This window comes from Solimonas flava DSM 18980 (assembly GCF_000426685.1).
GTDB classification, from domain to species: Bacteria; Pseudomonadota; Gammaproteobacteria; order Nevskiales; family Nevskiaceae; genus Solimonas; species Solimonas flava.
On sequence record NZ_KE384553.1, the window covers coordinates 180,680 to 206,571 of the forward strand.

The window sequence follows — 25,892 nt, forward strand, 5'->3', positions numbered from 1 at the left end:
GTCCAGCACCATGGCCAAGAACATCGATTACAAGTACGGCACGGGTCGTCGCAAGACGGCGGCGGCGCGCGTCTTCCTCAAGCCGGGCTCCGGCGACATCAGCATCAACGGCAAGACCGTCGAAGCCTACTTCGGCCGCGAAACCTCGCGCATGCTGGTCCGCCAGCCGCTCGAAGTGACCGAGTCGGTCGGCCGCTTCGACCTCAAGGTGACGGTCGCCGGCGGTGGCCCGAACGGCCAGGCCGGCGCGATCCGGCACGGCATCACGCGCGCGCTGATCCAGTACGACGAAGAGTTCCGCAAGCCGCTGCGCGCCGCGGGTCTCGTCACGCGCGACGCCCGTGAGGTCGAGCGTAAGAAGGTCGGTCTGCACAAGGCCCGCCGCGGCACGCAGTACTCCAAGCGCTAATCCGGTTCGCCGGACCGCTTGGAATTCGGGGCGGCGTGTGTATACTCGCCGCCCTGCGATTTCCGCTTTCGGATGGGGGATCGTCTAATGGCAGGACAACAGATTCTGACTCTGTTTATCTAGGTTCGAGTCCTAGTCCCCCAGCCATCCGCAAAGAGACCCGCAATCAATCGATTGCGGGTTTTTTGTTGGACGTTCGCCCGGCGAAGGCTGCGCCACGGCAGTCGGCGTCTGCGGCTGAAGGCCCGGGCACGACCGTGCGGGCAGGACTCGTCCGGCGCCTCGGCGCGCCGCCCTGAGCCCGCGGCGTCCGCTACCCTTGCGAGGTCCCCGATTGCCGGAGGTAAAGCGCGATGCCCCGAATCCTGCTGCTCGCGCTGCTCGGCGCGCTGGGCGGATGCTCGATGTTCAGCACGGTGAGCGATCAGTGGTTCTTCGCCGGAGACCCGATGGGCCGGGACTGGCCCGGTCTCGCGACGAAGCCGGCGCCGCGCCACATCGATCTCGCGGCCGATGTCCGGGCGCCATACACGCGCCGTGCATCGCAGCGGACGGCGATCATCCCGGCGGGCCGCCTTGACTACTGCGGCTATGACAAACGCGGCGACTATTACTGCTCGCACGCGCCCGTTGCCATCGGCGGCGACAGCAAGGCCGGCGGGCTCTATGTACCGCGCGGCGGCAGCGAGGCAACGGCCATTTTCTGGCACGTCAGCTTCCGCGAGATGGAGTATGCGCGGCAATGCCTGCGCAGCCCCATGACGCCGGCAATGCCGGTGACCGTGGTGACGGATCCCGCGTCGCGTTCCGCACGCCCGCCCGCCGCGTCGCCGGACTCTTGATCCGCCGCGGCAGGCGGACCTCGATCGCGGGCGGCGCCGCTTCCGGCAGGCGAGGCGAGCAGATGGTCGTGCGCTCCGGATCGGCATGACCCGGCAGGCCCAGCCACGGATTTCGATGGCGGTGTCGCTCCCCGCCGGCTCCGCGCTCGTCCGGTGCCGGAACGCGTGCGACGCAGCACGCGCGTGTCGATGCCGGCGGCCTCGCCGTGGCCGCCGATCATCCGGGGCGCGCTCCAGGTCCCGATCCGGTGCTTCCCGCCGCGTCGGCCGTGCACGGGCACGCTGCCGTTGCCGGGCCGGCGGCGGCCGATCGGACCGCGACCGGGAGGTCCGCGCGCCGTGCTTCAGGCTGCCGGGCGCCGCCGCCGGCGCCATCCGGGCAGCAGATCGCGGCGCAGCACGATCAGGATCGCCGCGCTGATCCAGACGCCGCAGGCCAGCGCGAACAGTTCGCCGCCGTCGCTGCTGCCGTCGCCGTTGACGACCTGTACGCCGAGCGGCGTGCACAGGTGGAAGAAGAGCGCGCCGCTGATGATCGCCAGCGCCAGCACCGCGCCGAGGGCCTGCAGGCGGCGCCAGGCCGGCACGAAGCTGCCGGCGAGCAGCAGCAGCGAGGCGATGAGTTCGGCGCTGCCGATCACGTGCGCGCTGAACAGCCCGCCCGGCGCGAACAGGCCGGGCAAGCCGAGGCTCGCCGCCCAGGGATCGAGCTTGCCCTGGAAGATGTAGACCGTCTCCGGCGAATCGGTGAACTTGAAGAACAGCGACTGCACGAAGACGAAGGCGATGTAGAGGGCTGGCAACAGATGGCCGTGACGCTTGAGCAGGTTCATGGCGCTCTCCGGTTCAGTGGCGCTGGCTGAGCGCCGGCCAGTTGCGGTCGGCAGCCTCGATGTAGCGGGCGCGGTCGGCGTCCCACTGCGCGCGGATTTTCTGCGAGTAGTTCAGGTAGAGCTTGCCGTCGACGACCGTGAACGCTTCGGGATCGATGTCGACCAGCTCGTTCTTGGCGCCGAGCGCGTACGCGCAGTAGCCGCCGTACTGCGGCGCGTAGCGTTCGGGCTCGGCCTTGAACGCGGCCAGGTGCGCGGCGCTCGCGAAGCGCCAGTTGGCGTCGTGCCAGCGCGTCTGGAACTCGGCCTTGCCGGCGACCGCGCGCTGCTCGGTCTGATAGGCGACGACGTCGTAGCCGTCGACCGCGAGATGGCCGAACAGCGACTGGTGGATCAGCGGCGCCGCATGCGCGGCGAGCGTGGCGCCGGCCAGCAGCAGCGCGGCGGCGCGGGCGACGAAGGATCCGGACATGGCGCTCTCCCGTTGAGGATGGCGCCATCGTAGGCCGCCGCCGGCGCGCTGCCTGCGTGCGCGCCGCCGCCGTTCATGCGCGATCGTTCAGGAGCGGTGCGCCTCAGAACCAGGCTCAGAACCAGGCTTGGCCGCGACGCAGATCGGCGCGGAAACGGCGCAGCAGTTCGAACGGCCCGGTCACCGGCGCGCCGCGCGCGGCGTTGGCGGCGCCGATCGCGAAGGCCAGCCGCCATTGCCGGAACATCGAGGCGTAGCCGCGATGCAGCGGCGTGTCCGGATGGTAGATGTGGGCGGCTTCGGCGGTGACGCCGTTGACTTCGAGGATGCGCAGCGCCGTGCCGGCGCGCAGGGCCGCTGCCGACGGACAGCGCAGATCGAGGCGGCCGAAGCAGAAGCCCGGGATCGCGTCGAACACGCGCCCGACCGCGGCGAGCAGTTCGGGCGTGGCCAGATCGGACGCATCGAGGAACAGCGCGCCGCGGCAGTGCGCGCCGATCTCGACCAGCGGCACCGAAGCGCCGCGTGTCGGCACTTCCTGCAGACGCGCGGCGAAGCGCTCCCACAGCAGCGGCGCGATCAGGCGCGCGCGCGGATCGGCGGCGATCAGCTCGACGAGCGTGCGCTGCCCGTCGCCGAGCACGCGCGGAAAGCACTTGTGCGTGATCGAGTACAGCACCGGCCGGCCGTCGTCCGGGGCGCGATAGATGAACAGCCCGTACTCCTCGCCGCCGACGTAGCGCTGCACGAGCACGTCGCCGGGCGCGTGCTGCAGATAGCCGATCAGCGCCGCCTCGTCGCGGATCACGGCGACGCCGCGGCCGCGCGAGCCGATATCGGGCTTGAGCACGACCGGATAGGCGTCGCCGACGAAGGCCTGGGCGCGCGCGATGCGCACGCCGAGCGGCAGTTCGAACGGCAGCAGCTCGAAGGCGGCGACCAGATCCGGTGCGTTCTGCAGCAGGGCGGCGAGGGCCACGGCCTTGCTCTCGCCGACCACGCCGCCGGAGTCGAAAGCCGGGTTGGCGGCGGTGAACACCGTCGACCGGCGGTAGCGCAGGCCGAGCACGAGGATCCAGGCGATCACCGGCAGGTAGAACAGCCAGGCCGGCCAGAACTCCCAGCGCCGCAGCCGCTGCCAGCGGATCGCCAGGCGTTCGCCGAGCGGCGCTCGGTAGCGGCGCGCCGCGAGATCGATGGCCTGGTTCATGGCGCCCACTGCAGGCGTTCGTGGCGCACGGTTTCCGGCGCCTTGCCGAACGGCGCCGGCAGCGCGATGCCGGCCGCTTCGGCGAGCGGGCGCAGGATCGCGTAGTGATGCACGGCGTGACTGGCGACGAACAGCAGCTCGCGCGCCAGCGTCGAGCCGCTGACGCAGAAGTCGGCGCCGTCGACGCCGATCGTGAAGCCGACCGACACAGGCTCGCCGGGCTCGCGCCCTTCGAGTGCGGCGAGCGTGCCGGTGATGCCGTCGAAGCGGCGAACGGCGAGGTCGGGCATGCGCTCGACGCGCCGGTCGCGCGGGCGATGGTCGTAGTCGACGAGCTCGTCGGGCGCGCGCGCCAGCAGCGCCTCGTAATGCTCGATCACGTGCCGAAGATGGGGGCCGACGTGCGCGGCATAGGCCTCGACGCGCCCGACGTAATGCTGCGCGAGCGCGCGGCCTTGGCCGACGATGGCGACATTGAAGGCGAGGATCTCAGCGAATGAAGGGCGCGGCTTCATCGGCGTCCTCGGCGAGCGGAAGGCCGGCCGGCTGCGGCGCGCGGCGCGTCTGGCGCAGCAGCAGCAGCGGGTAGGCGAGGCAGAACGACAGCGTCGGCAGGAAGCCCGGCGCCAGCGTCAGCAGGATGTGCGGCGTGCCGATCAGGCTGTGTACGCCGATCAGCAGCGCGTAGGTAAAGCCCATCGAGCCGCAGAACGCCAGCGCCGCACCGCCGCGCGGATCGCCGGCGAACCGGAACAGGCGATTCATGATCGCCACGCCGATCAGCGTCAGCCCGGTGCTCATCGCGAAGTGGGTGGCGCCGATACGCAGCGCATGACTGCTGCCGGCGCTCCAGTTGGCGTAGGTGGCCCAGCTGCCGTAGGCGGCGCCGCCCAGCACGGCGCCGAAGGCGCTGTCCATCAGGCGCCGCAGGTGGTCGAACATGAAGACTCGGCTCCGGAACGGATCGTCATGGGAATGCGCCGATGCTGGCAATCATGGATGGCTGTCCGCTGAATACGCTACGCGCGGTCTCGACATGACGATAGGGCCGGCGGCATCGGACGTCATTGCCGATCGTTCGGCCGCGCGTCACGCCGCGTTCCGGCGCAGCTCGCCGGGGCCGATGCCGGCGACGCGCTTGAACGTGCGCCGGAATGCGGCCTCGCTCTGGTAGCCGAGCTGCTCGGCGATCGCCGCCACCGACAGGCGGCGATCGCCCAGCAGGCGACGTGCCTCGCCGATCCGGCATTCGGTCAGATACTGGAACGGGCTGAGGCCGAGGCACTGCGTGAACGCCACGGCGAACGCGGTGCGCGACATGCCGGCGATGCGCGCCAGCGAGTCGACGCGCCAGGGCGCGCCCGGCTGCAGGTGGATCGCCGCCAGCGCCTTGCCGAGGCGCGGATCGGCGAGCGCCGCGAGCAGGCCGCTGCGCTCCCGGGCCTGCGCGGCGTGCACGCACACCGCCATCACGAACAGACTGTCGGCGAGCTTGTCGAGCAAGGCCTGCTGGCCCGGCAGGCGGCGCTGCGCCGCCGCCGAGAGAATCTGCGCAAGCTCGCGGAACGCCGGGCCGCCGTCGGCGGCGCGCACCACGAAGACCTCGGGCAGCGCGCGCAGCAGCGGGCTGCGCTGCCCGCTGGCGAAGCGGAACTCGCCGCAGATCAGCGTGCTGAACGGTGCCGGCGCGGCGCCGTCGCCGTCGCCGCGGTCGCGCAGCGTATGGGCGCCGCCGCGCGGAAAGACGATCAGATCGCCGGCGCCGAGCGCGAGCGGCGCCGGCAGCTTCGGGCTCTCGACCCAGCAGGCGCCGCGATCGATCAGGTGAAAGCTGCCCTGCGGCGTCTGCGGCTCGTTCTCGAACCAGCGGCCGCAGTAGTCGGCGACCGCGACGATGCTGACATGCACCTGCTGGGCGCCGAGCACGGCGCTCAGGACCGCGTCGCGCGAGGTCTCGCTCACGGGCTGCATGGTTCGACGTGCGGCATCGGCATCTCCTCGGGCCGCAGTGTATGCCGGCCGCGATCCGGCGGGCAGCCGGGAACTCGGCCATATAATGGTGCGTCGAATGCCCCGGGACGGCGCATTCCGACCGTCACGCCGACAAGAACGAAGAGGTGACGCATGGACACTGCACCCACGCCGGGCGGCAAGCATTCCGCCCCACCGCCGGTCACGATCGGCCTGCCGCGTGCACCGGGCCTGGCCTGGGCCGCCTCGCTGTTCGACGCCGTCACCGGTCTGCGCACCCTCGAAGGCTATTACCGGGCGCGACCGGCGCCGCTGGCCCCGCACGAGTTCGTGCGCTACGCGCTCGGCGCGGTCGGCATCGACTACCGCCTCGGCGCCGGCACGCCCGACGACATTCCGGCCAGCGGCCCGCTGCTGGTCGTCGCCAATCATCCGTACGGAGCCGCCGAAGGCCTGGCGCTCGCCGACCTGTTCCTGCGGCGGCGCGCCGACGTGCGCCTGCTCGCCAACACGCTGCTGCTGACGCTGCCGGAGCTGGCGCCGCTGGTCGTGCCGGTCGACGTCTTCCGCAGCGGCGTCAACGGCGCCGCCCTGCGCAGCGCGCTGCGCCATCTCAAGGACGGCGGCGTGCTGATCGTGTTTCCGGCCGGCGAGGTCAGTCGTATCGACTGGCGGACGCGCCAGATCGGCGATCCGCCGTGGTCGCCGACCGTGGCGCTGCTGGCGCGCCGCAGCGGCGCGCGCGTGCTGCCGCTGTTCGTCGAAGGCCGGCCGCGCCTGCGTTCGCTGGCCGCCGGGGTCGTCAACACGCGTCTGCGCACGGCGCTGCTGGCGCGCGATCTCCTGGCGTTGCGCGGCCGCACGCTCGGCCTGCGCTTCGGCGAGCTGGTCGAGCCGCGCGAGCTGGCGCGCATCCCGGACGAGGCGCAGACCGATTACCTGCGCCTGCTGACTTACACGCTCGGCGTCGAGCGCGGCAGCGAGCCGGCGCCGCGCGCGCTGCAGCCGCTGGCGCCGCGCTCCGACGCGAGCGCGCTGGCCGCCGAAGTCGCCGGGCTCGCCGACTGCCGCCTGCTGCAGGCCGGCGAGTTCGAGCTGTATCTGGCGCCGGCGCCGCGCCTGCCGCGGCTGCTCGACGAGATCGGCCGGCTGCGCGAGGAGAGCTTCCGCGCGCTGCAGGAGGGCAGCGGCCGGGCCCGCGACCTCGACCGTTACGATCCGCTCTACGAGCACCTGTTCCTCTGGCACCCGCAGCGGCGCGAGGTCGTCGGCGCCTACCGCTTCGGCTTCACCGACGCGATCGTGCCGCGCCACGGCGTGCAGGGCCTCTATACGCGCACGCTGTTCCGCTACGACGCGCGCCTGTTCGCGCAGACCGGGCCGGCGCTCGAACTCGGCCGCTCGTTCGTCGCGCCGGCCTGGCAGCGCAGCTTTCAGCCGCTGCGCCTGCTCTGGGGCGGCATCGCTGCGGTCATCGCGCGCCGGCCCGAGATCCGCTATCTGTACGGCCCGGTCAGCATCAGTCCGAGCTACAGCCTCGCCGCGCGCCGCCTGATCGCCGAGACGCTGAGCGTGCATCACGCCGACGCGGCCCTGGCCGGCCTGATCGAACCGCTGCATCCGTTGCCGGAGCGGCCGCAGGCGCCGGCGCAGCGCAACGTGATCTCGGCGCTCGCCGATCCGAAGCTGCTGTCGCGCGTGATCGCGCGCGTCGAGCGCGGCCCGGGCCTGCCGGTGCTGCTGCGCCACTATCTCGAATTGAACGGCCGCTTCGCCGGCTTCAACGTCGACGACAGCTTCGGCGGCACGCTCGACGGCCTGGTGTTCGTCCGCGTCGACGGCATTCCGCCGCGCACGCTCGAGCACTTCCTCGGCGTCGCTCGCGGCGAGGCCGCGGGTGCGACGGCCGCCGGCGACGGGCACTGACTCGACAGCGGGCGCTGGCGCGCCGGCGCTTGCCGGCCGCCGGCGCCTTGCCGAAAGTGCGCGCACGACAAGGAGGAGTTCCATGAGTGACGATCGCGTGCGGCTGCGCGACCTGCTGCGCGGCGTGGCATCGACGCTGCCCGATTTCGCGATCACCCAGCGCGGCCTGTGGAACCTGATCCGCTTCAAGCCGGACACGCCGCTGTCGATCGGCCTGCGCTACGAACAGCTGGCGGCGTCGACGCCGGCGCAGATCGCGCTCCGCTTCGAGGACCGCGCGTGGACCTACGCCGAGCTCAACGCCTGGGCCAACCGCATCGCGCACACGCTCGCGGCGCGCGGCGTCACGCGCGGCCAGGCTGTGGCGCTGCTGTTCGAGAATCGCGCCGAGGCGCTGGCCTGCGCGCTGGCCGTGGTCAAGCTCGGCGCGATCGCGGCGATGCTCAATCCGCAGCAGCGCGGCGAAGTGCTCGCGCACAGCATCGGACTGGTCGACGCGCGCGCGATCGTGGTCGGCGAGGAATGCCGCGCGGCGCTGGAAAGCACCGAGCACCATCCGCAGTCCGGCAGCGCGCTGCCGTTCTGGTGGGACGGCGCCGGCGAGCCGCCCGCCGGCTATCGCAATCTGCGCGCCGAGGCCGCGGTCGCGCCGGCCGCGAATCCGCCGCAGACCGCACAGATCCGCCTGCGCGAGCCCTGCTTCTACATCTTCACCTCGGGCACGACCGGCCTGCCGAAGGCCTCGCGGATGACGCACTACCGCTGGATGCGCAGCCTCGCCGGCGTCGGCCAGCTCGCGGTGCGCATGCACCGCGACGACGTCCTGTACTGCCCGCTGCCGCTCTACCACAACAATGCCCTGACGGTCTCGTGGAGCGCGGTGCTGTCGGCTGGCGCGACGCTGGCGCTCGGCCGCAAGTTCAGCGCCTCGCGCTTCTGGGACGAGATCCGCCACCACGACGCGACCGCGTTCTGCTACATCGGCGAGCTGTGCCGCTATCTGCTGAACCAGCCGGCGCGGCCCGACGACCGTGAACACCACGTACGGCTGGTGATCGGCAACGGCTTGCGCGCCGAGCTGTGGGACCGCTTCCAGCAGCGCTTCGGCATCGGCCGCATCTGCGAGTTCTACGGCGCGTCCGAGGCCAATCTCGCTTTCGTCAACGGCTTCGGCCTGGCGCGCACCGCCGGCTTCTGTCCGATGCCGTTCGCGATCGTCGAGTTCGATGCCGCGCACGAACTGCCGCGGCGCGGCGCCGGCGGCCATCTGGCGCGCGTCGCCAAGGGCGGCGTCGGCCTGCTCATCACCGAAATCACCGAGCGCGCGCCGTTCGACGGCTACACCGACCGGAAGGCCAGCGAGGCCAAGCTGCTGCGCGACGTCTTCAAGCGCGGCGACTGCTGGTTCAACAGCGGCGATCTCGTCCGCGACCAGGGCTGGGGCCATATCCAGTTCGTCGATCGCGTCGGCGACACCTTCCGCTGGAAGGGCGAGAACGTCGCCACCACCGAAGTCGAAGGTGCGCTCAACCACTTCCCCGGCGTGACGGAAGCCGTCGTCTACGGCGTGCAGCTGCCGGACTGCGACGGCCGCGCCGGCATGGCGGCGCTGACGCTCGACACTGCGTTCGACGGCGCCGCGCTGGCCCGCCATCTGAGCGAGCGGCTGCCGGCCTACGCCGTGCCGCTGTTCGTGCGCCTGCGCCGCGCGCAGGAAACCACTGCGACCTTCAAGTTCCGCAAGATCGAGCTCAAGCAGCAGGGCTACGATCCGGCGCAGATCGACGAGCCGCTGTACGTGCTGCGCGACCGCGCGCTCGGCTACGAGCCGTTCGACGCCGCGGCCTACGCCGAGATCCGCCGCGGCACGCTGCGCTTCTGAGCGCGGACTCGTCCGTTCGGACGGCCTGCCGCAGCGCCCTGTGTCAGTGTCGCAACAGCATTGACCCGAGCGCCGATTCGCGTCGCCGCCGAGCCAAGGCTAGGCGCGCGGATGCGATGCGATGCTCGCCGGACGTAAAAGAACGATGCCGGGTGCAACATGAATGTCGATATCAAGATCGAGCGCAGCGTCGAGGTCGAGGCGCCGTACGCCAGGGTGGTGCCGCTGCTCGACGATCTGGAGGGAACCATCCGCCGTTTCCCGAAGCTCAAGAAGCTGACGAAGGTCGGCGCCAATGCCTATCTGTGGGAGATGTCGACGATCGGCTCGAAGGCCGCGAACATCGCCCATGAAGTCAGCTATGCGGCGCACTACACCGTCAATGCCAAGCGCGGCGAGATGAGCTGGAAGCCGCTGCCGGATTACGGCAACGCGACGATCGAGGGCCGCTTCGCGCTGCTCGATCAGGGCAAAAAGACCAAGCTGGTGTTCGATGTGAAGGGCAAGCTGCGCGACGTGCCGGTGCCGCTGATGTACCGCCTGCTCGCGCCGCCGTTCATCCAGGGCAAGTTCACGCGCCTCGTCGACATCTTCCTCGAATCGACCCGCGACGCGCTGCTCGAGGAGACGACGCGTTAGGGCAGGTTGACGCCGTACCGAGCGCCGCGCCGGACGCGACGCCGCCAGTAGAACGAACGAGGGGGAGGCGACATGGGCGTCGTGCAACGCGTCATGGGACTGGGCCTGCGCGCGATCAACCGCATCGCCGGTTCGCCGCTGCTGGACCGTCTGCAGCTGCGCAGGCCTGCCGAGCGGGCGCTCTATCACGGCGCGCGCGTCGGCTTTCGCGGCGCCGCCGCGGCGGCGCGCACCTTCAAGGCCGCGCAGTCGCTGGGCCGGCCGCTGCGGCCGTCGCGCGGCGCCGGCGGCAGCGGCCTGTTCGACCTGACGCCGAGCGAGGAGCAGCAGATGCTGCAGGCGGCGGCGCGCCAGTTCGCCGACCGCGAGCTGCGTCCGGCGGCGGCGACGGCCGATGCCGAATGCCAGGCGCCGTCGCCGCTGCTGCGCGGCGCCGACGCGCTGGGCCTGGCGGCGCTGGGCATTCCCGAAGCGCTCGGCGGCGTCGGCGGCGAGCGCGCGGCGGTGAGCAACGCGCTGGTCGCCGAAGCGCTCGCGCACGGCGACCTGGGGCTGGCCTTCGCCTGTCTGGCGCCGACAGCGGTCAGCCAGGCGCTGGTGCTGTGGGGCGACGCGGGACAGCAGGCGCGCTACCTGCCGGCTTTCGCCAGCGAGCATGCGCCGGTTGCGGCGCTCGCCGTGCAGGAAGCGCAGCCGCTGTTCGATCCGTTTGTGCTGCGCACGACGGCGCGTCGCGACGGCACCGACTTCATCGTCAGCGGCGTGAAGTCGCTGGTGCCGCGTGCGGCGCAGGCCGAGCTGTTCGTCGTCGCCGCGCAGCTCGACGGTGCCGGGCCGGCGCTGTTCATCATCGAATCGTCGAGCACGGGCCTGACGATCGAAGTCGAGCCGGCGATGGGCCTGCGTGCCGCCTCGACCGCCCGCGTGCATCTGCGCGACGTGCGCGTGCCGGCAGCGGCCCTGCTCGGCGGCGCCGCGGCCGAGGTCTATCGCGAGTGCATCGCCCTGTCGCGTATCGCCTGGAGCGCGCTGGCGACCGGCACCGCGCAGGCGGCGCTCGACTACGTGATCCCGTACGTCAATGAACGCAGCGCGTTCGGCGAGCCGATCAGCCATCGCCAGGCGGTGGCGTTCGCGGTCGCCGACATCAGCATCGAGCTCGAAGGCCTGCGCCTGACGACCTGGCGCGCGGCCAGCCGCGCCGATCGCGGCGATCCGTTCGCGCGCGAAGCGGCGCTGGCGCGACGGCTCGCGGCCGACAAGGGCGCGCGCATCGGCTCGGACGCCGTACAGCTGCTCGGCGGCCACGGCTTCGTCAAGGAGCATCCGGTCGAGCGTTGGTACCGCGATCTGCGCGCGGCCGGCTTCGTCGAAGGCGCAGTGCTGGTCTGAGGAGACGGTCATGATCCATCTCGAAACGCCGAGCAAGTTCCGCGCGCTGGTCGAGCAGGCGCATCAGGTCGCTGCCGAGATCTTCCGGCCGAACTCGCGCCGCTACGATCGCGCCGAGCACGAATACCCGAAGGAACTCGACATGCTCGGCGCGCTGCTCGACGGCATGAACGCCAGCGGCGTCGGCGGTGCCGGCGCCGCCGGCGTGCGCCGCGAGAGCGCGCAAGGCGAGGGCAACCGCAACGGCACCAATCTGTCGACCGCGCTCGGCACCATGGAACTGTGCTGGGGCGACGTCGGCTTTCTGCTGTCGATGCCGCGCCAGGGGCTCGGCAACGCGGCGATCGCCTCGGTGGCGAGCGAGGAACAGCTGCAGCGCTTCGCCGGCCGCTGGGCGGCGATGGCGATCACCGAGCCGCACTGCGGTTCCGATTCGGCGGCGATCCGCACCACGGCGCGCCTCGACGGCGACCACTACGTGCTCAACGGCGACAAGATCTTCGTCACCGCCGGCGCGCGCGCCGAACTGGTCGTCGTCTGGGCGACGCTGGATCGCAGTGTCGGCCGCGCCGCGATCAAGTCCTTCGTCGTCGAGAAAGGCACGCCGGGCTTCGAGCTCGTGCGCCTCGAACACAAGCTCGGCATTCGCGCCTCGGACACCGCGCAGTTCGCGCTGCGCGACTGCCGGGTGCCGAAGCAGAATCTGCTCGGCGATCCGGCGATCAACGTCGAGAAGGGCTTTGCCGGCGTCATGCAGACCTTCGACAACACGCGGCCGCTGGTCGCGGCGATGGCGGTCGGACTGGCGCGGGCCTGCATCGAGGAGACGCAGCGCCTGCTGGCGCAGGCCGGCGTCGAGGTCGATTACGACCGGCCGGCGTACGCGCAGCCGGCCGCGGCCGCCGAGCTGCTGAGGCTCGAAGCCGATTACGAAGCGGCACGACTGCTGACGCTGCAGGCGGCGTGGATGGCCGACAACCGCAAGCCGAATTCGCTGCAGGCCAGCCAGGCCAAGGCCAAGGCCGGCCGCGCCTGCGTCGACATCGCGCTCAAGTGCGTCGAGCTGTGCGGCAGCGCCGGCTACGGCGAGAGCGAGCTGCTCGAGAAATGGGCGCGCGACGCCAAGATTCTCGACATCTTCGAGGGCACGCAGCAGATCCAGCTGCTGATCATCGCGCGCCGCCTGCTCGGCAAGACCTCCGCCGAGCTGAAATAGGACGCCGTTCTCCGCGCCGGCGCGACGGCCGTCGCGCGCCGCCGTGTCCGCCGCAGTGCGCGTGCGGCCGTCGGCCGGTCGCGCGAAGCGCCGCCGCCGGCTACGCTTCGCCGCCATTCCCGGAGCTTTCGGAGTCTTTGCCATGCAGCAGGAGTTCGGCGCCCGCGTGCGCCTCGAGATCGACGGCGGCATCGCCGTCGTCACGCTGATCCGCGCCGAGCGTCACAACGGCATGGACTTTCCGATGCTCAAGGCCATGCTCGCCGCGCAGCGCGTGCTGCGCCGGCGCCGCGAGGTGCGCGCGGCGATTCTCTGCGGTGACGGCGCCTCGTTCTGCGCCGGCCTCGACTTCAAGTCGGTCGCGGCCAAACCCGCGCTGATGGCGAAGCTCTACGCCAAGCTGTGGTGGCCGTTCATGAACGCCTTCCAGCGCTTCAGCCTCGGCTGGCGGCAGATGCCGTTTCCGGTGATCGCCGCCGTGCACGGCAACTGCTTCGGCGCCGGCATGCAGCTGGCGCTCGGCGCCGACCTGCGCATCGCGCGCGCCGACGCGCAGCTGTCGGTCATGGAGGCCAAGTGGGGTCTCATTCCGGACATGGGCGGCAGCGTGCTGCTGCGCGAGCTGGTGCCGATCGACGTCGCCAAGGAACTGACGTTCAGCGCGCGCATCTTCAGCGGCGCCGAGGCCAAGGCGCTGGGCCTGGTCACGCACCTGGCCGACGAGCCGCTGGTGGCGGCGCGCGCGCTGGCCGCCGAATTCACGGCGCGCTCGCCGGACGCGCTGGCCGCCGCCAAGTTCCTGCTGCAGCGCGCCTGGGCGGCCGGCGAGCACCGTGCGCTGGCGCTCGAGCGCGGCTACCAGCGCCGCATCATCGGCAAGGCCAACCAGCGCGTCGCCGTCGCCCGCAACCTGAAGAAGGCCGAGCAGCCGTTCGGCGCGCGCCGCCTCGAACGCTGAGCGGCCGCCGCGGGCCGGGTTCAGTAGCGGTAGTGGCGGAAGCCGATCGGCTGGTCGATGTCGAACTCGCCGATCGCCGGTCGGTAGTGGCCCGGGAACGGTGGGAAGCGGCCGATGCGGCGCACCACGTCGAGCGCCTCGGCATCGAGCATGGCGTGGCCGCTGCTGCGCAGCAGTGTCGCCGACAGCACGCGGCCGTCGCGCGCCAGATGCATGCGCACGATCGCGTCGCCCTCGTAGCCGTACTGGCGGGCGCTCCACGGGTAGCGCTGGCTCAGATCGATGAGCCGCGCGATGCGGCGCAGATAGTCGAGCGGCGGCGGCACGTCCGTTTCGGCCTCCGGCGGCGGCGCGGCCGCGGCTTGCGCGGCGGCCTCGGCCATTGCGCCTGCCGCTGCCGCTGCAGCGGCTGAATCCTCGATCCGGGACGGCGTCGGTGCCGGCTGAACAGTCGCCGCGGCCGCAGTCGGCGTTGCGGCGCTCGCCGCCGCCGCGCGGCGGGCGGCGGGCTGGCGCGCAGTGGTCGGGTGCGCGGCCGCCGGTGCCGGCGCCGAGGCGCGCTGGGTAACGGCGGACGGCAGCTGCACGAGCGTCAGGCCCGGGCTCGCCGCGGCCGGACGCGGCGGCTGGCGCGCCGGCAACAGCAGCGCCAGCAGCACGGCGACGTGCAGCAGCACGGACAGCGTCAGCGCGGACGAGCGCTCCGGCTTCGAGGCGGCGATGATCGGACTCCTGCGCGCCGTCCCTGGCGCGCCGCTTTCGTCATGCAAGCGCCACGCCGGATCCGGCCGGACCCGGACGCCCGGGCCGGCCGCGAACGTGGCCGCGCGGACAGGGGGTGCGCGGGCGCGGCTTCGTCATCTCTGACAGGGACCGCGCGAAAGCGGCCGGGCGGCGCAGGCGTGCACTTGCATGTCGCGGCTCAGCCGCGACAATAGCGGACCCGATGGCAGAGCCGCCGCCCCGCAGGCGGCTGGCGTCCGCGGGGGTGCGGCCGGCCCCGGGACCTCCATCCAACGCTGCGTGAGAACATGACGGATTCCCAGATTTCCAAGGCCGACGTGGTGATCGTCGGCGCCGGCCAGGCCGGCAGCGAGCTCGCTTCGTCGCTGCGTCAGCAGGGCTTTGCCGGCAGCATCGTGCTGATCGGCGACGAGCCTTACCTGCCGTATCGCCGCCCGCCGCTGTCGAAGACCTTCCTCGCCGGCGAGGCGACGCTCGAATCGCTGTTCATCAAGACGCAGGCGGTCTACGAGAAGAACCAGATCGACTGCCGGGTCGGCATCGGCGTCGAGGCGATCGACCGCGCCGCGCATCGCGTGCGCCTGTTCGATGGCAGCGTGATCGAATACGGCAAGCTGGCGCTCGCCACCGGCGGCCGGCCGCGGCGCCTGTCGCTGCCCGGCGCCGAGCACGACAACGTGCATTACGTGCGCACGATCGCCGACATCGAGGCGCTGAAGGCGCAATTCGGCGCGGGCCGCCGGCTGCTCATCATCGGCGGCGGCTACATCGGACTCGAAGCGGCGGCGGTCGGCATCAAGAAGGGCCTGGACGTCACCGTCGTCGAGGCCGCGCCGCGCGTGCTGGCGCGCGTCACCGCGCCGGAGATCTCGGCATTCTACGAACGCCTGCATCGCGGCCGCGGCGTCAAGCTGCACACCGGTGTCGGCGTGCACGGCTTCGAGGGCAGCGGTCGCGTCGAGGCGGTCGTGCTGACCGACGGCACGCGGCTGCCGGCCGACCTGGTCATCGCCGGCATCGGCCTGATCCCGAATACCGAGCTGGCCGAGGCGGCGGGCTTGGCGATCGACAACGGCATCGTCGTCGACTGCTATGCACGCACCGCCGATCCGGACGTCTACGCGCTCGGCGATTGCAGCAACCACGAGAACCTGTTCTTCGACCGCCGCATGCGGCTCGAATCGGTGCCGAACGCCATCGAGCAGGGCCGCGTCGCCGCCGCCGCGATCGTCGGCAAGGCGGTGCCGTACAACGCCGTGCCGTGGTTCTGGTCGGACCAGTACGAGCTCAAGCTGCAGATGGTCGGCCTGTCGCAGGGCTACGACCGCCTCGTCGTGCGCGGCAGCCTCGACGGCGAGTCGTTCGCGGCGTTCTACCTGAAGGACGGCGTGGTGATCTCGGCCGACGCGGTGAACCGGCCGCAGGATTTCATGGTCGCCAAGAAGCTGGTCGCCGACCGGGTGCGCGTCGATCCCGCGCAGCTGGCTGACGAAGCCTTCATCCTCAAATCCCTGCTGGCGGCATGATGAGTGCTAGCAGAACGAGCCGGCTGGCCGCGCGCGATCGCGTCCGGCGTGCACGTCCGTTCCCGATCGGCGAAGATGCGGGAGCGGTACACCCATAAGAACGCCGGCAGGACCGGTGTTCCCGTGAACCCGAAGCAAACAGACCCCTATCATGCGCACATCCCTAGCTCCCCTGATGATGGCCGCCGCGCTGCTGCTCGGCGCGCAAACCGTTCACGCCGCCGACACGCTGCGCCCCGAGGTCGGTGAGCCGCTGCAGAAGGCCCAGACCCTGATCCAGGGCAAGAAGTACAAGGACGCACTGCAGCAGGTCGACGCTGCCGCCAAGGTCGGCAGCCTGACGCCATACGAGAGCTATATCGTCGAGCGCATGCGTGCCGCCGCCGCGACCGGCGCCGGCGACACCAATACCGCGATCAAGGCCTACGAGGCCGTGCTGGCCTCGCCGCAGATGTCGGCCGGCGAGAAGACGCAGACCTATGACGTGGTCGCCAAGCTGGCCTATGCCGGCCGCAACTACGGCAAGGCCGCCGAATACATCCAGAAGTACCGCAGCGCCGGCGGCAGCAGCGCGCAGACGCTCGGCCTGCTGCCGCAGGTCCTCTACCAGGCCGGCGATCTCGCCGGCGCGCAGCGCGAGCTGAACGCGCAGATCGGCACGCTCGAAAAGGCCGGCCAGAAGCCGACCGAGACGCAGCTGCAGCTGCTCGCCCAGCTGGGCCTCAAGCAGAACAACCAGGCGGCCTATACCGCCGCGCTCGAAAAGCTGGTCACCTACTACCCGAAGCGCGACTACTGGCTTGACGTCATCATCCGCACCTCGAACAAGCCGGGCTTCTCCGATCGCCTGACGCTCGATCTGTTCCGCGTCAAGAAGATGACCGGCACGCTCGAAAAGGCGAGCGATTTCATGGAGGCCGCCCAGCTGGCGCTGCAGGCCGGCTTCCCGGGCGAAGCCGACCAGTACGTCAAGCTCGGCTATGACAAGAAGGTACTCGGGACCGGCAGCGACGCCGAGCGCCACAAGCGCCTCAAGGATCTGGTCGCCAAGAAGATCGCCGAGAACAAGCCGGCGCTGGCCGAGGCCGAGAAGCAGGCTGCCGCCGAAGCCGACGGCGAGGCGCTGGTCAAGGCCGGCCTCAACCGCGTCGGTTACGGCGACTACGCCGCCGGCATCGCGCTGATCCAGCAGGGCATCAAGAAGGATGCGCTGAAGAAGCCGGACGAGGCCAAGCTGCATCTCGGCTACGCCCAGCTGCTCGGCGGCAAGACCGACGACGCGCTCAAGACGCTGAAGACGGTGCAGGGCAAGGACGGCTCCGCCGACCTCGCGCGCCTCTACTCGCTGACCGCCCGCAAGTAAGCCGGCGCCGCCTGCGGCGGCGTGGGCAGCAGACCCGAGGGCGCACCGTCGCGGTGCGCCCTTTTTCATTGCGGGGCGGGGCGGGGCTAGACGCGCCCGGACACCGGAATCAGCGCGCCGGTGATCGCCGCGGCGCGCGCCGACAGCAGGAAGACGATGACGTCGGCGAGCTGTTCCGGACGCACCCAGCGGCCGAAGTCGGCATCCGGCATGTCGTGCCGGTTCGGCGGCGTGTCGATGATGCTCGGCAGTACCGCGTTGACAGTGACGCCGCGGTCCTTCAGTTCTTCCGCCAGCGCCTCGGTCAGCCGCGCGACGCCGGCCTTCGAGGCGGCGTAGGCGCCGAGACCGGCGCCGGCCTTCAGCGCCGCGCCGGCGGCGATGTTGACGATGCCGCCGCCGCGGGCGAGCAGCAGCGGCAGCGCCGCGCGGCTGGCGGCGACCGCCGTGCGCAGATTGAGCCCGTAGAGGAAATCCCAGGTTTCGAGGCTGCCGGCTTCGAGCGTCTCCCAGCGAAAGCCGCCGGCGACGTTGACCAGCGCGTCGAGGCCGCCGCCGCGGCCGATTTCCGCGAACAGCGCCTCGGCGGCCCCGGGCGCGGCCAGATCGACGCCGCCGTACAGGCGGCTGCCGGCGAGCGCCGGCGCCGGTTCGGCCGGCGGCGCGGCGCGGTCGATGGCGATGGTCTGCGCGCCGGCGGCACGCGCCGCGGCGATGACGGCGCGGCCGAGACTGCCGAAGCCGCCGGTGACGGCGACGATCTTGCCCTCTAGCTCCACGATGCTGCCTCCTTCGCCGCCGCGGATCGGGCGGCCGATGTCGTCCTGACTGTAGCGGCGCGCGGCCGCGGCCCGCCTCCGCCAAAGGCAGCAGGCCGGCCCCGCGCTGCGCGTCGCGGCCCGCTTGCTATAATCGCGCGGCCCGGCCGCCAATGGCCGGCCCGATCGATCCCGCCGCCGCGCGGGATTTTTTCGTTCCACCTACGGTTGCGTCATCGTTACAGACGCTGAGGTCGAGATGTCCACGTCCGTCACGCGCCAGACCTTCGACGAGGTCATGGTTCCGAACTACCAGCCCGCCGACATCATTCCGGTGCGCGGTCAGGGTTCGCGCTGGTGGGACCAGCAGGGACGAGAGTACGTCGACTTCGCCGGCGGCATCGCGGTGACGGTGCTCGGCCACGCGCACCCGGCGATGGTCGAGGCGCTCGACGCGCAGGCGCACAAGCTCTGGCATCTGTCGAACGTGATGACCAACGAGCCGGCGCTGAAGCTGGCGCAGCGGCTCACCGAGCTGACTTTCGCCGAACGCGTGTTCTTCTGCAATTCCGGCGCCGAGGCCAACGAGGCCGCGTTCAAGCTGGCGCGGCGCTGGGGCAACACCCGTTACGGCGCGCACAAGAACACCATCATCTCGTTCTTCAACGCCTTCCACGGCCGCACGCTGTTCACGGTCTGCGTCGGCGGCCAGGCCAAGTACACGCAGGGCTTCGAGCCGCTGCCGGGCGGCATCCGGCACCTGCCGTACAACGACGTCGCCGCGCTCGAGGCGGCGATGAACGACACGGTCTGCGCGATCGTCGTCGAGCCGATCCAGGGCGAGGGCGGGCTGTTGCCGGCCTCGCCGGAGTTCCTGCAGGCGGCGCGCGCGCTGTGCGACAAGTATCAGGCGCTGCTGGTGTTCGATGAAGTGCAGACCGGCAACGGCCGCACCGGCTCGCTCTACGCCTACCAGCAGTGCGGCGTGACGCCGGACGTGATGACCACGGCCAAGGGCCTCGGCGGCGGCTTCCCGATCGGCGCGATGCTGACGACCGCCGACGTCGCCAAGGCACTGCCGTTCGGCACGCATGGTTCGACCTACGGCGGCAACCCGCTGGCCTGCGCGGTCGCCGGTGCGGTGCTCGACGAGATCACCAAGCCGGCGCTGCAGCAGAACGTTGCGGCGCGCGCGCAGCAGCTGCGCGACGGTCTCGACCAGCTCGGTCGCCGCTACGGCCTGTCCGGCACGCCGCGCGGCCAGGGCCTGCTGATCGGCGCGCCGGTCAGCGAGGCCTGGAAGGGACGCGCCAAGGAGATCGTCAACGCGGCGCTCGCCGAAGGCGTCTGGCTGCTGGTCGCCGGCCCCGACGTGCTGCGCTTCGCGCCGGCGCTGAACATCACCGAAGCCGACGTCAGCGAAGGTCTGGCGCGGCTCGAACGTGCCATGCAGAAGCTCGCCGCGGTGCCGGCGGCCGTCAACGGTTAGACGCGGCGCGGCGCGATGTAAAAAAGGCGGCCTTCGGGCCGCCTTTTTCGTTCGTGTGCATCAGGGCGCGGCGATGTCGGCGGTCCACTCCGCGGCGGTCTTGTGGTCGTTGACGGGCGGCCGACCTGCCCGTGCGGTTTGTGCTCCAGAACGAAAAAGGGCGGCCCGTAAGGCCGCCCCTTTCTTGTTGCAGACGCTTCAGGGCGTCGCCGGTGGCTGCGCGACCGCGCAGGCCGAGTACAACTGCAGGCTGCTCAGCGCGCTGGCGAGGCCGGAGTTGAACGTCAGCCGGATCGCGTCGTACGGGCGTACCGCCTGGATGCTGGCGAGCGCGGTCTCGTTGTTGCCGGTCAGTTCGAGGCCGAGCAGGTCGAGGCGCAGCGGCACGGTCGCGCTGCTGCTCTGCTGGACCTCGTCGTCGAGCAGCGTCTCGACCTTGAGCTGCGAGAACAGCTCGGCGAGCAGCAGCTTGCCGGCCGGCCGGCCGACGACGAAGCCGGTCGCCTGACCGCCGACGCCGGGGGTCGTGACCTCACCCTTGACGGTGACCGACTGCGTCGCGCCGAGCAGGCCGACCGGTACGTACGAGGTGGCGTAGGTCGCGGCGATGCCGTCGATGACGTTGCCGGCATTGGTCAGCGAGCACAGCAGGCACAGGCCGGTGGTGTCGGTTTCGAGCGTCGCGCCGGCCGCCGCGGTGTACGGCGAGGTGCAGACCGCGTCGGTGACCGTCAGCGTCGTGCTCGCCTGACGCAGATTGCCGCTGACGGTGTCGTCGACGCCGTTCTTGAGGCGGGCGGTGATCGTCGCCGTGCCCGAGGACACGCCGGTCGCCAGGCCGTTGGCCACGACCGTCGCCACCGCGGTCGCCGAACTGCTCCAGTCGAGATCGGCGTTCTGCACTTCGCGCTCGACGCCGTCCTCGTACAGGCCGATGGCGGTGAACGTTGTCGCCGCGCCGGCCTGCACGCTCGGCGTCGCCGGCTCCAGGCGCTCGATGCGCACCAGCGGCGACGGCGGCGGCGGCGGATTCGTCGTCGCGCAGGCCGACGACACGCGCACGTTGGTCAGCGCGCTGGCGAGGCCGGACTTGAGCTTGATGCGCACCGCGTCGAACGGCAGCGAGGTGGTGATCGTCACCAGCCCCTGCTCCTGGCCGCCGGTCAGCGGGATGCCGAGCAGGTCGAGGCGCAGCGGCACGGCCGAGCTGCTCGACTCCTGCTGGTTGCCGCCGAGCAGGGTGCTGACCTCGATCTGCGAGGCGACTTCGGCGAGCAGCAGCGAGCCGGTCGGGCGCGAGATGACGAAGCCTGGCTTGGAGCCGGCCGCGAACGGCACGGTATACAGCGGCGGCGCGCTGACCGCCTGCACCGTGAGGCTTTCGCCGGCGTCGAGCAGGCCGACCGGGACGTTGATCGTCGCGTAGTTGGCGGGATCGCTGTCGATCGCATTGTCCTTGTCGGTGACGCCGCACAGCAGGCACAGGCCGACCGAGCCGATGGTGGTGCTGGCGCCGTCGGCCTCGTGCAGCGGCGTCGTGCAGACATCGTCGGTGACGGTCAGATCGGCGCTGACGCTGCCGCCGCCGCTCTTGAGCGCCGCGCTGACCTGGGTCGAACCCATCGACACGCCGGTGGCGACGCCGTTGGCGTCGACAGTCGCGATCGCGTTGTTGACGGTGGTCCAGTTCACCGACGCATCGTCGACCGGCGCCTCGGAGCCGTCGCTGAACTTGCCGATGACGCTGAACTCGGTGGTGCGACCCTTCGGGATCACCGCCGAGCTGGGCTCGATGCGCAGCAGCGACTGCACGACAGCATCGGTGACGGTCAGCGTCGTGCTGGCGGCGAGCGTGCCGCTGCTGGCCTCGATGGTCGAGCTGCCGACCGCCTTGCCGGTCGCGGTCGTTGACGTGCCCTGGGCGGGCGCCAGCGTCGCGATCGCGGTACTGGCCGAGGTCCAGCTGACGGTGTCGCCGTCGCGCAGGTCGATCGCGGCGCCGGCGGTATCGCTGTAGACGCCCTTGGCGACGAAGACCTGCGTCGCGCCGGCCGGGATCGACGGGTTCTGCGGCGTGATTTGCAGCGCGCGCAGCACCGGGTCAATGACGGTCAGCGTGGCCTGCGCCGTCTGCGTGTTGTTGCTGTTTTCCGGATCGGTATACGAGGCGGTGACGGTGGCCGTGCCGCGCTTCAGGCCGTGGCCGGAGCCCCGCGCGGTGTCGAGGTCGGCGACCGTGGCGTCGTCGATGCTCCAGGTGGCGTCGACGGTTTCGGTGATCGGGCTGCCGCCGCCGTCCGGACTGTCGATGCCGAAGGTCGCTTTGGCGGTGAACTGGTAGGCGTCGCCGAGCGGGATCGACTGCGTCGCCGGCTCGACCGCCAGCGACAGCAAGGTCAGATTGGCGACGGTCAGCGAGGCCGAGCCGGACAGGGAGCCGACGGTGGCGGTGATGGTCGTGTCGCCGAGCTGGGTCGCCGGCTTGGCCAGCGTCTTGTCGCCGGTCTTCGGTGCGACGGTGGCGACGCTCTCTTTGCTGGACGTCCAGTTGACCGTGCCGTTGATCGGCTGCAGTGCGTCGCTGCCGTAGTAGCGGCCGAGCGCCTCGAATTCCTGCTGGCCGCTCGGTGAGATCGTCCGCGACGCCGGCGTGACGACGATTTCGCGCAGGGCCGCGCCGAGACCGGTGAAGCTCAGTTCGTTGGACTCGACGCCGTCGCGCGAGGCCTTGATGCTGATGACGCCGGCCTTGGTGCCGCCGCTCGCCAGCCCGCTCGCATTGACGCTGATCACCGCGCTGTCGGTGCTCGACCAGTTGACGTCGGTCAGCTCGCGCTGCGTGTCGTTTTCTCCGGGCGGCGCGCTGAAGGTGCCGACCGCCTTGAGTTGCGCCGTTTCACCGGCGCCCAGCGTGCTGCTGCCGTTGACCTTCGAAATCTCGATCGACTTCAGCACCGGCTCGAAGTCGGGGCTCTTGACGCTGCCGTCGCCGCAGGCGGCGAGAACCAGCGCCAGCAGCGCGCCGAACGCAATACGCAGTCCTTTCATGAATCGCTCCGTGCAGTGACGAGCGCCGGAGAACGCCCCCGCGGGGCCGGCGCATGCGGCCGTTCCCTCGGCCGCACGCCCGATGTTAAGAACAATTGCGATTGCAACGGTGTCGGAAAATGCCGCGTCGACGCGCGGCAGTGTGCGCCAGGCCTCGAAAAACCCGGCGAAACAGGTCCCGTTGCCGGGACATGGTTTTTTCAGTGCACGGGTTTCAGCGCACCGGCAGCAGGACCCGGGCGCCGCCGTAGTCGAAGATCACGCCGTTTTCGACGATGCGCTCGATCAGCGGCCCGCTGGCGAGCGTCTCGCCCTCGCGGTAACGCTTGCCGGCGACCATCACCCAGCGGCGGGCCGGATCGGCGTCGTAGACGTGCACGTCGAGCGCGGCGACCGGAAACTGCGCCCGATAGGCCTCGGGCATCTCGCGCAGCACGGTGACGCCCGCCGGCACCACGGTGGCCCCGGACGATGGCGCCGTGCCCGACAGGACAGTCGTGGGCGCCGGTGCAGGCGCTGGCGCGGGTGCAGCGGCCGGCTCCGGCGCGCGCGCCAGGTCCTGCGGCTGCAGCGGCGCGGCTTCAGCGGCGGGTTTCGGTTCGGGCTCGGCGACATCGTCGAGACTGGCGAGCGCCCCATCGTCCTCGATCGCGGCCGGCAGCGGCGGAGTATCCGCCTGCACTGCCGGAGGCGGTTCGAGCGTGGCGCTCGGGACCGGCGCCGGCGCCGGGGCGGCGGGCGGCGCTGCGGCGACGGTGCCGGTGTCCTCCGGGGCCGGGGCCGGTTGCGGCGCCGGCCACAGCAGCAGTGCGAGGGCGGCGATGGCGATGGCGGCGGTGCTGCCGGCGAGCAGCCAGATCCGCCACGGTACGCCGGCCGGCGTGCCGGCCGCGCCGCCCTGCGTCAGCGATTCCACCGACGGCGCCTTGCCCATCTGGCGTTCGCGTTCGGCGCGGCGCAGGGCTTCGAGGATGTAGCTCATGGCGTGCCGTCCGCGGCCGCGGCGAGGGTGGGGGTCTGCGGAACCTCGTCGCCGAGGGCGATCAGCGTGCGGATGCCGGCGACGCCATCGGCGACCAGGCCGCGCGTTTTCTGGAATTGCGTCAGCGCGTCGCCGAGCTGCGGGCCGAAGCGTGTCGGCAGCGGCGTCGGCGGCGTCACGCCGTCGAGCGCAGCGAGGCGTCGCCACAGATAGGCGACCGATGCGCCGCGCGTTTGCGGGCCGATGTAGGTCTCGGCCGTGCCGCGCCGCCAGAGCAGCAGGAACTCGCCGTTCCAGACGCCGTCGAGCGAGGCCAGCGGCACGCGCACCGGCCCGTAGGCGGTCGCGAAACTGGCGCTCTGCGCGTCGAGCCCCGTCAGCAGGAAGTTCTGCGCGCCGCTGCTCGGCAGATCGAGCGTCAGGATCGTCGGCCGGTTCATCTGCGTCAGATCGGCCCAGCTGCCGTGGCCGCGGTAGCACTCGAGGCGCTCGCGCTTGAGCGCGGCGCAGACGTTCTCGCCGCGCGGCACGACGATCTTGCTGTCCCACAGCCGGATCAGCCGGCTCATCACCGCGCCGAGCGGTTCGGCGGTCTGCTCGAGCATCGCGAAATCGGCGGCCGGATCGGCGACCGCGGCGGCCGGCGGCGCTGCGGCCGCCGCGGCCGGCGCCGGCGCGGGGCTTTCGTTCGTCGCGGCGACCGCGGCGGACGGCGGTGACGTCACCTTGGCGGCCGGCGCGGTGGCCGCGTCATGGTGGCGCGTCAGGCTCCAGGCGAGCAGCGCCAGGCTCAGCAGCAGCGCCGCCGCCCAGCCGAACTCGATCCAGCGCCAGCGGCGCCGGGCATGCGGGTCGAATTCGTCCGGCAGCTGGCCGATCGCCTCGCGCGCCGCCTTGCGCACGATCTCCGGCGTGATGCGCCGCGCGTTCTGCGCATAGGCGCCGAGCAGCGCGCGGTCGCAGACGATGTTGATCAGACGCGGGACGCCCTTGGTATAGCGGTGGATTTCCTCCATCGCCTGCGGCGTGAAGACCTCGCCGTGGCTGCCGGCCACCTTGAGGCGGTGCTCGATGTATTCGGCGGTCTCGCGTGCGCCGAGCGGCGTCAGATGAAAGCGTGCGGTGATGCGGCTGGCCAGCTGGCGCAGGTCCGGCCGTGCCAGCAGCGCCGACAGCTCGGGCTGGCCGATCAGCATGATGCGCAGCAGCTTTTCCTTGGCCGTTTCCAGATTGGTCAGCAGGCGCACCTGTTCGAGCACTTCCGGCTGCAGGTTCTGCGCCTCGTCGATGATCAGCACCGTACGCCGGCCTTCGGCGTGCGTGCGCAGCAGGTGTTCGTTGAGCGCGTCGATCAGCGTCTTCAGCGTCAGCTGCTCGCGCGGATACGCGACGCCGAGCTCGTCGCAGATCGCCTGCACGAACTCCTGCTCGTTGAGACGCGGGTTGTGCACGAAAGCGACGTCGACCTTGTCGAGGCGCTGCTCGAGCAGGGTGCGCACGATCGTGGTCTTGCCGGTGCCGACTTCGCCGGTGAGCTGCACGAAGCCGCCGTACTGGCCGGTGCCGTACAGCAGGTGGCCGAGCGCCTCCTGATGGCGCGGCGACATGTACAGGTAGGCCGGGTCCGGGGTGATCGAAAACGGCATTTCCCGGAGCTGGAAAAACTCGATGTACATGCGCGCGTGGGCCGGCGTTTCGCGTGTGGATGAAGGCCGAGTATAGAACGCCCGGCGTGACGGGCGTCTAACGCTCCCAGACCTTCAGCATGTCGACGTGCCAGATGCCGTCTTCGAGATAGGGCTGCGAACTCACCTTGAAGCCGAGCGAAGCGTAGAAGTCTTCGAGATGCTGCTGGCCCGACAGGTAGATGTCCTGCTGCGGATAGCGTGCGTGGCAGGCGCGAATGCCCTCGCTCACCATCGCCCGCGCCAGGCCCTGGCCACGCGCGGAGGCGGCGACCACCAGCCGGCCGAGCGCCGGTTCGTCGACCTTGAGGCCCGGCGGTAGCAGGCGCAGATAGCCGAGCAGCGCGCCGCCCGGTTCGCGCACCGTGAGGTGTTCGCAGCGCGAGTCGAGGCCGTCGAGTTCCGGATAAGGGCATTTCTGCTCGACGACGAAGATGTCGACGCGCAGGCGCAGGCATTCGTAGAGCGTGTCGATATCCAGGTCGCGCCAGGCATGCCAGCGCCAGTCGAGGTCGAGTCGCATCGGGAGGATCGGAGAGGAACGGAA

Annotated in this window: 23 protein-coding genes and 1 tRNA gene; 12 read left to right on the forward strand and 12 right to left on the reverse strand. The window is 71.1% G+C overall.

Going from position 1 to position 25,892, the window contains the following annotated elements:
• Positions 1 to 10 precede the first annotated feature (10 nt).
• From rpsI to K343_RS0119010, 3 genes are all read left to right on the forward strand, one after another.
• The gene (gene rpsI / locus K343_RS0119000) at positions 11 to 409 is read left to right on the forward strand and encodes a 30S ribosomal protein S9 (RefSeq protein ID WP_020649699.1); all 399 of its coding nucleotides are present in this window, start codon (positions 11 to 13) and stop codon (positions 407 to 409) included.
• Positions 410 to 482: 73 nt separating this feature from the next.
• Positions 483 to 556: transfer RNA gene (locus K343_RS0119005), tRNA-Gln, on the forward strand.
• A gap of 206 nt (positions 557 to 762) precedes the next feature.
• Positions 763 to 1,251, forward strand: coding sequence for a hypothetical protein (locus K343_RS0119010; RefSeq protein WP_028009406.1), 489 nt, complete (start codon positions 763 to 765; stop codon positions 1,249 to 1,251).
• A 344-nt stretch (positions 1,252 to 1,595) separates the two neighbouring features.
• On the opposite strand, the gene K343_RS0119020 is transcribed toward K343_RS0119010, so the two are convergent.
• The 6 genes from K343_RS0119020 to K343_RS24280 form a co-directional block, all read right to left on the reverse strand.
• A complete protein-coding gene (locus tag K343_RS0119020) occupies positions 1,596 to 2,084 on the reverse strand; it encodes a hypothetical protein (protein WP_028009407.1) in 489 nt (162 codons plus the stop codon).
• Positions 2,085 to 2,097: 13 nt separating this feature from the next.
• Positions 2,098 to 2,556, reverse strand: a complete 459-nt coding sequence (locus tag K343_RS0119025) for a YHS domain-containing (seleno)protein (protein ID WP_028009408.1) — start codon at positions 2,554 to 2,556, stop codon at positions 2,098 to 2,100.
• Positions 2,557 to 2,671: 115 nt separating this feature from the next.
• Positions 2,672 to 3,766, reverse strand: a complete 1,095-nt coding sequence (locus K343_RS0119030; RefSeq protein ID WP_028009409.1) for a hypothetical protein — start codon at positions 3,764 to 3,766, stop codon at positions 2,672 to 2,674.
• Positions 3,763 to 4,281, reverse strand: coding sequence for a hypothetical protein (locus tag K343_RS0119035; RefSeq protein WP_020649703.1), 519 nt, complete (start codon positions 4,279 to 4,281; stop codon positions 3,763 to 3,765). The genes K343_RS0119030 and K343_RS0119035 overlap by 4 nt, the downstream gene beginning before the upstream one ends.
• Positions 4,256 to 4,708: a hypothetical protein gene (locus K343_RS22905; RefSeq protein WP_051278725.1), complete on the reverse strand. Its 453-nt coding sequence runs from the start codon at positions 4,706 to 4,708 to the stop codon at positions 4,256 to 4,258. Before K343_RS22905 ends, K343_RS0119035 begins: the two co-directional genes overlap by 26 nt.
• 147 nt (positions 4,709 to 4,855) lie before the next feature.
• Positions 4,856 to 5,728 carry an AraC family transcriptional regulator gene (locus tag K343_RS24280; RefSeq protein ID WP_161628924.1) on the reverse strand — a complete coding sequence of 291 codons (873 nt, stop codon included), beginning with the start codon at positions 5,726 to 5,728 and terminating at the stop codon, positions 4,856 to 4,858.
• A gap of 162 nt (positions 5,729 to 5,890) precedes the next feature.
• Between K343_RS24280 and K343_RS0119050 the strand changes: the two genes are divergently transcribed.
• From K343_RS0119050 to K343_RS0119075, 6 genes are all read left to right on the forward strand, one after another.
• The gene (locus K343_RS0119050; RefSeq protein WP_028009411.1) at positions 5,891 to 7,663 is read left to right on the forward strand and encodes a bifunctional lysophospholipid acyltransferase family protein/GNAT family N-acetyltransferase; all 1,773 of its coding nucleotides are present in this window, start codon (positions 5,891 to 5,893) and stop codon (positions 7,661 to 7,663) included.
• Between the two features lie 82 nt (positions 7,664 to 7,745).
• Positions 7,746 to 9,545, forward strand: coding sequence for a long-chain-acyl-CoA synthetase (locus tag K343_RS0119055; protein ID WP_028009412.1), 1,800 nt, complete (start codon positions 7,746 to 7,748; stop codon positions 9,543 to 9,545).
• 159 nt (positions 9,546 to 9,704) lie between these two features.
• Positions 9,705 to 10,184: an SRPBCC family protein gene (locus tag K343_RS0119060; protein WP_028009413.1), complete on the forward strand. Its 480-nt coding sequence runs from the start codon at positions 9,705 to 9,707 to the stop codon at positions 10,182 to 10,184.
• A 93-nt stretch (positions 10,185 to 10,277) separates the two neighbouring features.
• On the forward strand, positions 10,278 to 11,576 hold the full coding sequence (locus K343_RS0119065) for an acyl-CoA dehydrogenase family protein (protein WP_028009414.1): 1,299 nt from the start codon (positions 10,278 to 10,280) through the stop codon (positions 11,574 to 11,576).
• Between the two features lie 10 nt (positions 11,577 to 11,586).
• Positions 11,587 to 12,792, forward strand: coding sequence for an acyl-CoA dehydrogenase family protein (locus K343_RS0119070; protein ID WP_028009415.1), 1,206 nt, complete (start codon positions 11,587 to 11,589; stop codon positions 12,790 to 12,792).
• Positions 12,793 to 12,934: 142 nt separating this feature from the next.
• Positions 12,935 to 13,750, forward strand: coding sequence for a crotonase/enoyl-CoA hydratase family protein (locus K343_RS0119075; protein ID WP_028009416.1), 816 nt, complete (start codon positions 12,935 to 12,937; stop codon positions 13,748 to 13,750).
• A 20-nt stretch (positions 13,751 to 13,770) separates the two neighbouring features.
• On the opposite strand, the gene K343_RS23720 is transcribed toward K343_RS0119075, so the two are convergent.
• Entirely contained in the window at positions 13,771 to 14,520 is a 750-nt protein-coding gene (locus tag K343_RS23720) for an energy transducer TonB (RefSeq protein WP_028009417.1), read from the reverse strand.
• A gap of 261 nt (positions 14,521 to 14,781) precedes the next feature.
• Between K343_RS23720 and K343_RS0119090 the strand changes: the two genes are divergently transcribed.
• Positions 14,782 to 16,020 (forward strand): NAD(P)/FAD-dependent oxidoreductase, encoded by a 1,239-nt coding sequence (locus K343_RS0119090; protein WP_028009418.1) that lies wholly within the window; start codon positions 14,782 to 14,784, stop codon positions 16,018 to 16,020.
• A 151-nt stretch (positions 16,021 to 16,171) separates the two neighbouring features.
• Positions 16,172 to 17,383 (forward strand): hypothetical protein, encoded by a 1,212-nt coding sequence (locus K343_RS0119095; RefSeq protein ID WP_245585249.1) that lies wholly within the window; start codon positions 16,172 to 16,174, stop codon positions 17,381 to 17,383.
• 86 nt (positions 17,384 to 17,469) lie between these two features.
• Here K343_RS0119095 and K343_RS0119100 read toward each other — a convergent pair whose 3' ends face one another.
• Positions 17,470 to 18,162 carry an SDR family oxidoreductase gene (locus K343_RS0119100; RefSeq protein WP_028009420.1) on the reverse strand — a complete coding sequence of 231 codons (693 nt, stop codon included), beginning with the start codon at positions 18,160 to 18,162 and terminating at the stop codon, positions 17,470 to 17,472.
• Between the two features lie 238 nt (positions 18,163 to 18,400).
• Here K343_RS0119100 and K343_RS0119105 point away from each other — a divergent pair, with 238 nt between their 5' ends.
• Positions 18,401 to 19,630: an aspartate aminotransferase family protein gene (locus K343_RS0119105; RefSeq protein WP_028009421.1), complete on the forward strand. Its 1,230-nt coding sequence runs from the start codon at positions 18,401 to 18,403 to the stop codon at positions 19,628 to 19,630.
• A 198-nt stretch (positions 19,631 to 19,828) separates the two neighbouring features.
• Here K343_RS0119105 and K343_RS22915 read toward each other — a convergent pair whose 3' ends face one another.
• The 4 genes from K343_RS22915 to K343_RS0119125 form a co-directional block, all read right to left on the reverse strand.
• A complete protein-coding gene (locus tag K343_RS22915) occupies positions 19,829 to 22,678 on the reverse strand; it encodes an Ig-like domain-containing protein (protein ID WP_043113168.1) in 2,850 nt (949 codons plus the stop codon).
• Between the two features lie 214 nt (positions 22,679 to 22,892).
• Entirely contained in the window at positions 22,893 to 23,660 is a 768-nt protein-coding gene (locus K343_RS23725) for a general secretion pathway protein GspB (RefSeq protein WP_051278726.1), read from the reverse strand.
• On the reverse strand, positions 23,657 to 25,336 hold the full coding sequence (locus K343_RS0119120; RefSeq protein WP_028009422.1) for an ExeA family protein: 1,680 nt from the start codon (positions 25,334 to 25,336) through the stop codon (positions 23,657 to 23,659). Before K343_RS0119120 ends, K343_RS23725 begins: the two co-directional genes overlap by 4 nt.
• 67 nt (positions 25,337 to 25,403) lie before the next feature.
• Positions 25,404 to 25,868, reverse strand: a complete 465-nt coding sequence (locus K343_RS0119125) for a GNAT family N-acetyltransferase (protein WP_028009423.1) — start codon at positions 25,866 to 25,868, stop codon at positions 25,404 to 25,406.
• Positions 25,869 to 25,892 lie beyond the last annotated feature (24 nt).

What these genes read in the sequence shown, in the direction of transcription:
- rpsI (WP_020649699.1), top strand. Translation starts at nt 11, where the DNA reads ATGGCCAAGAACATCGATTACAAGTACGGCACGGGTCGTCGCAAGACG.
- K343_RS0119010 (WP_028009406.1), top strand. Translation starts at nt 763, where the DNA reads ATGCCCCGAATCCTGCTGCTCGCGCTGCTCGGCGCGCTGGGCGGATGC.
- K343_RS0119050 (WP_028009411.1), top strand. Translation starts at nt 5,891, where the DNA reads ATGGACACTGCACCCACGCCGGGCGGCAAGCATTCCGCCCCACCGCCG.
- K343_RS0119095 (WP_245585249.1), top strand. Translation starts at nt 16,172, where the DNA reads ATGCGCACATCCCTAGCTCCCCTGATGATGGCCGCCGCGCTGCTGCTC.
- K343_RS23725 (WP_051278726.1), bottom strand. Translation starts at nt 23,660, where the DNA reads ATGAGCTACATCCTCGAAGCCCTGCGCCGCGCCGAACGCGAACGCCAG.
- K343_RS0119105 (WP_028009421.1), top strand. Translation starts at nt 18,401, where the DNA reads ATGTCCACGTCCGTCACGCGCCAGACCTTCGACGAGGTCATGGTTCCG.
- K343_RS0119075 (WP_028009416.1), top strand. Translation starts at nt 12,935, where the DNA reads ATGCAGCAGGAGTTCGGCGCCCGCGTGCGCCTCGAGATCGACGGCGGC.
- K343_RS0119065 (WP_028009414.1), top strand. Translation starts at nt 10,278, where the DNA reads ATGGGACTGGGCCTGCGCGCGATCAACCGCATCGCCGGTTCGCCGCTG.
- K343_RS0119060 (WP_028009413.1), top strand. Translation starts at nt 9,705, where the DNA reads ATGAATGTCGATATCAAGATCGAGCGCAGCGTCGAGGTCGAGGCGCCG.
- K343_RS0119125 (WP_028009423.1), bottom strand. Translation starts at nt 25,868, where the DNA reads ATGCGACTCGACCTCGACTGGCGCTGGCATGCCTGGCGCGACCTGGAT.
- K343_RS22905 (WP_051278725.1), bottom strand. Translation starts at nt 4,708, where the DNA reads ATGTTCGACCACCTGCGGCGCCTGATGGACAGCGCCTTCGGCGCCGTG.
- K343_RS0119070 (WP_028009415.1), top strand. Translation starts at nt 11,587, where the DNA reads ATGATCCATCTCGAAACGCCGAGCAAGTTCCGCGCGCTGGTCGAGCAG.
- K343_RS0119020 (WP_028009407.1), bottom strand. Translation starts at nt 2,084, where the DNA reads ATGAACCTGCTCAAGCGTCACGGCCATCTGTTGCCAGCCCTCTACATC.
- K343_RS0119055 (WP_028009412.1), top strand. Translation starts at nt 7,746, where the DNA reads ATGAGTGACGATCGCGTGCGGCTGCGCGACCTGCTGCGCGGCGTGGCA.
- K343_RS0119030 (WP_028009409.1), bottom strand. Translation starts at nt 3,766, where the DNA reads ATGAACCAGGCCATCGATCTCGCGGCGCGCCGCTACCGAGCGCCGCTC.
- K343_RS0119035 (WP_020649703.1), bottom strand. Translation starts at nt 4,281, where the DNA reads ATGAAGCCGCGCCCTTCATTCGCTGAGATCCTCGCCTTCAATGTCGCC.
- K343_RS0119120 (WP_028009422.1), bottom strand. Translation starts at nt 25,336, where the DNA reads ATGTACATCGAGTTTTTCCAGCTCCGGGAAATGCCGTTTTCGATCACC.
- K343_RS0119025 (WP_028009408.1), bottom strand. Translation starts at nt 2,556, where the DNA reads ATGTCCGGATCCTTCGTCGCCCGCGCCGCCGCGCTGCTGCTGGCCGGC.
- K343_RS0119090 (WP_028009418.1), top strand. Translation starts at nt 14,782, where the DNA reads ATGACGGATTCCCAGATTTCCAAGGCCGACGTGGTGATCGTCGGCGCC.
- K343_RS22915 (WP_043113168.1), bottom strand. Translation starts at nt 22,678, where the DNA reads ATGAAAGGACTGCGTATTGCGTTCGGCGCGCTGCTGGCGCTGGTTCTC.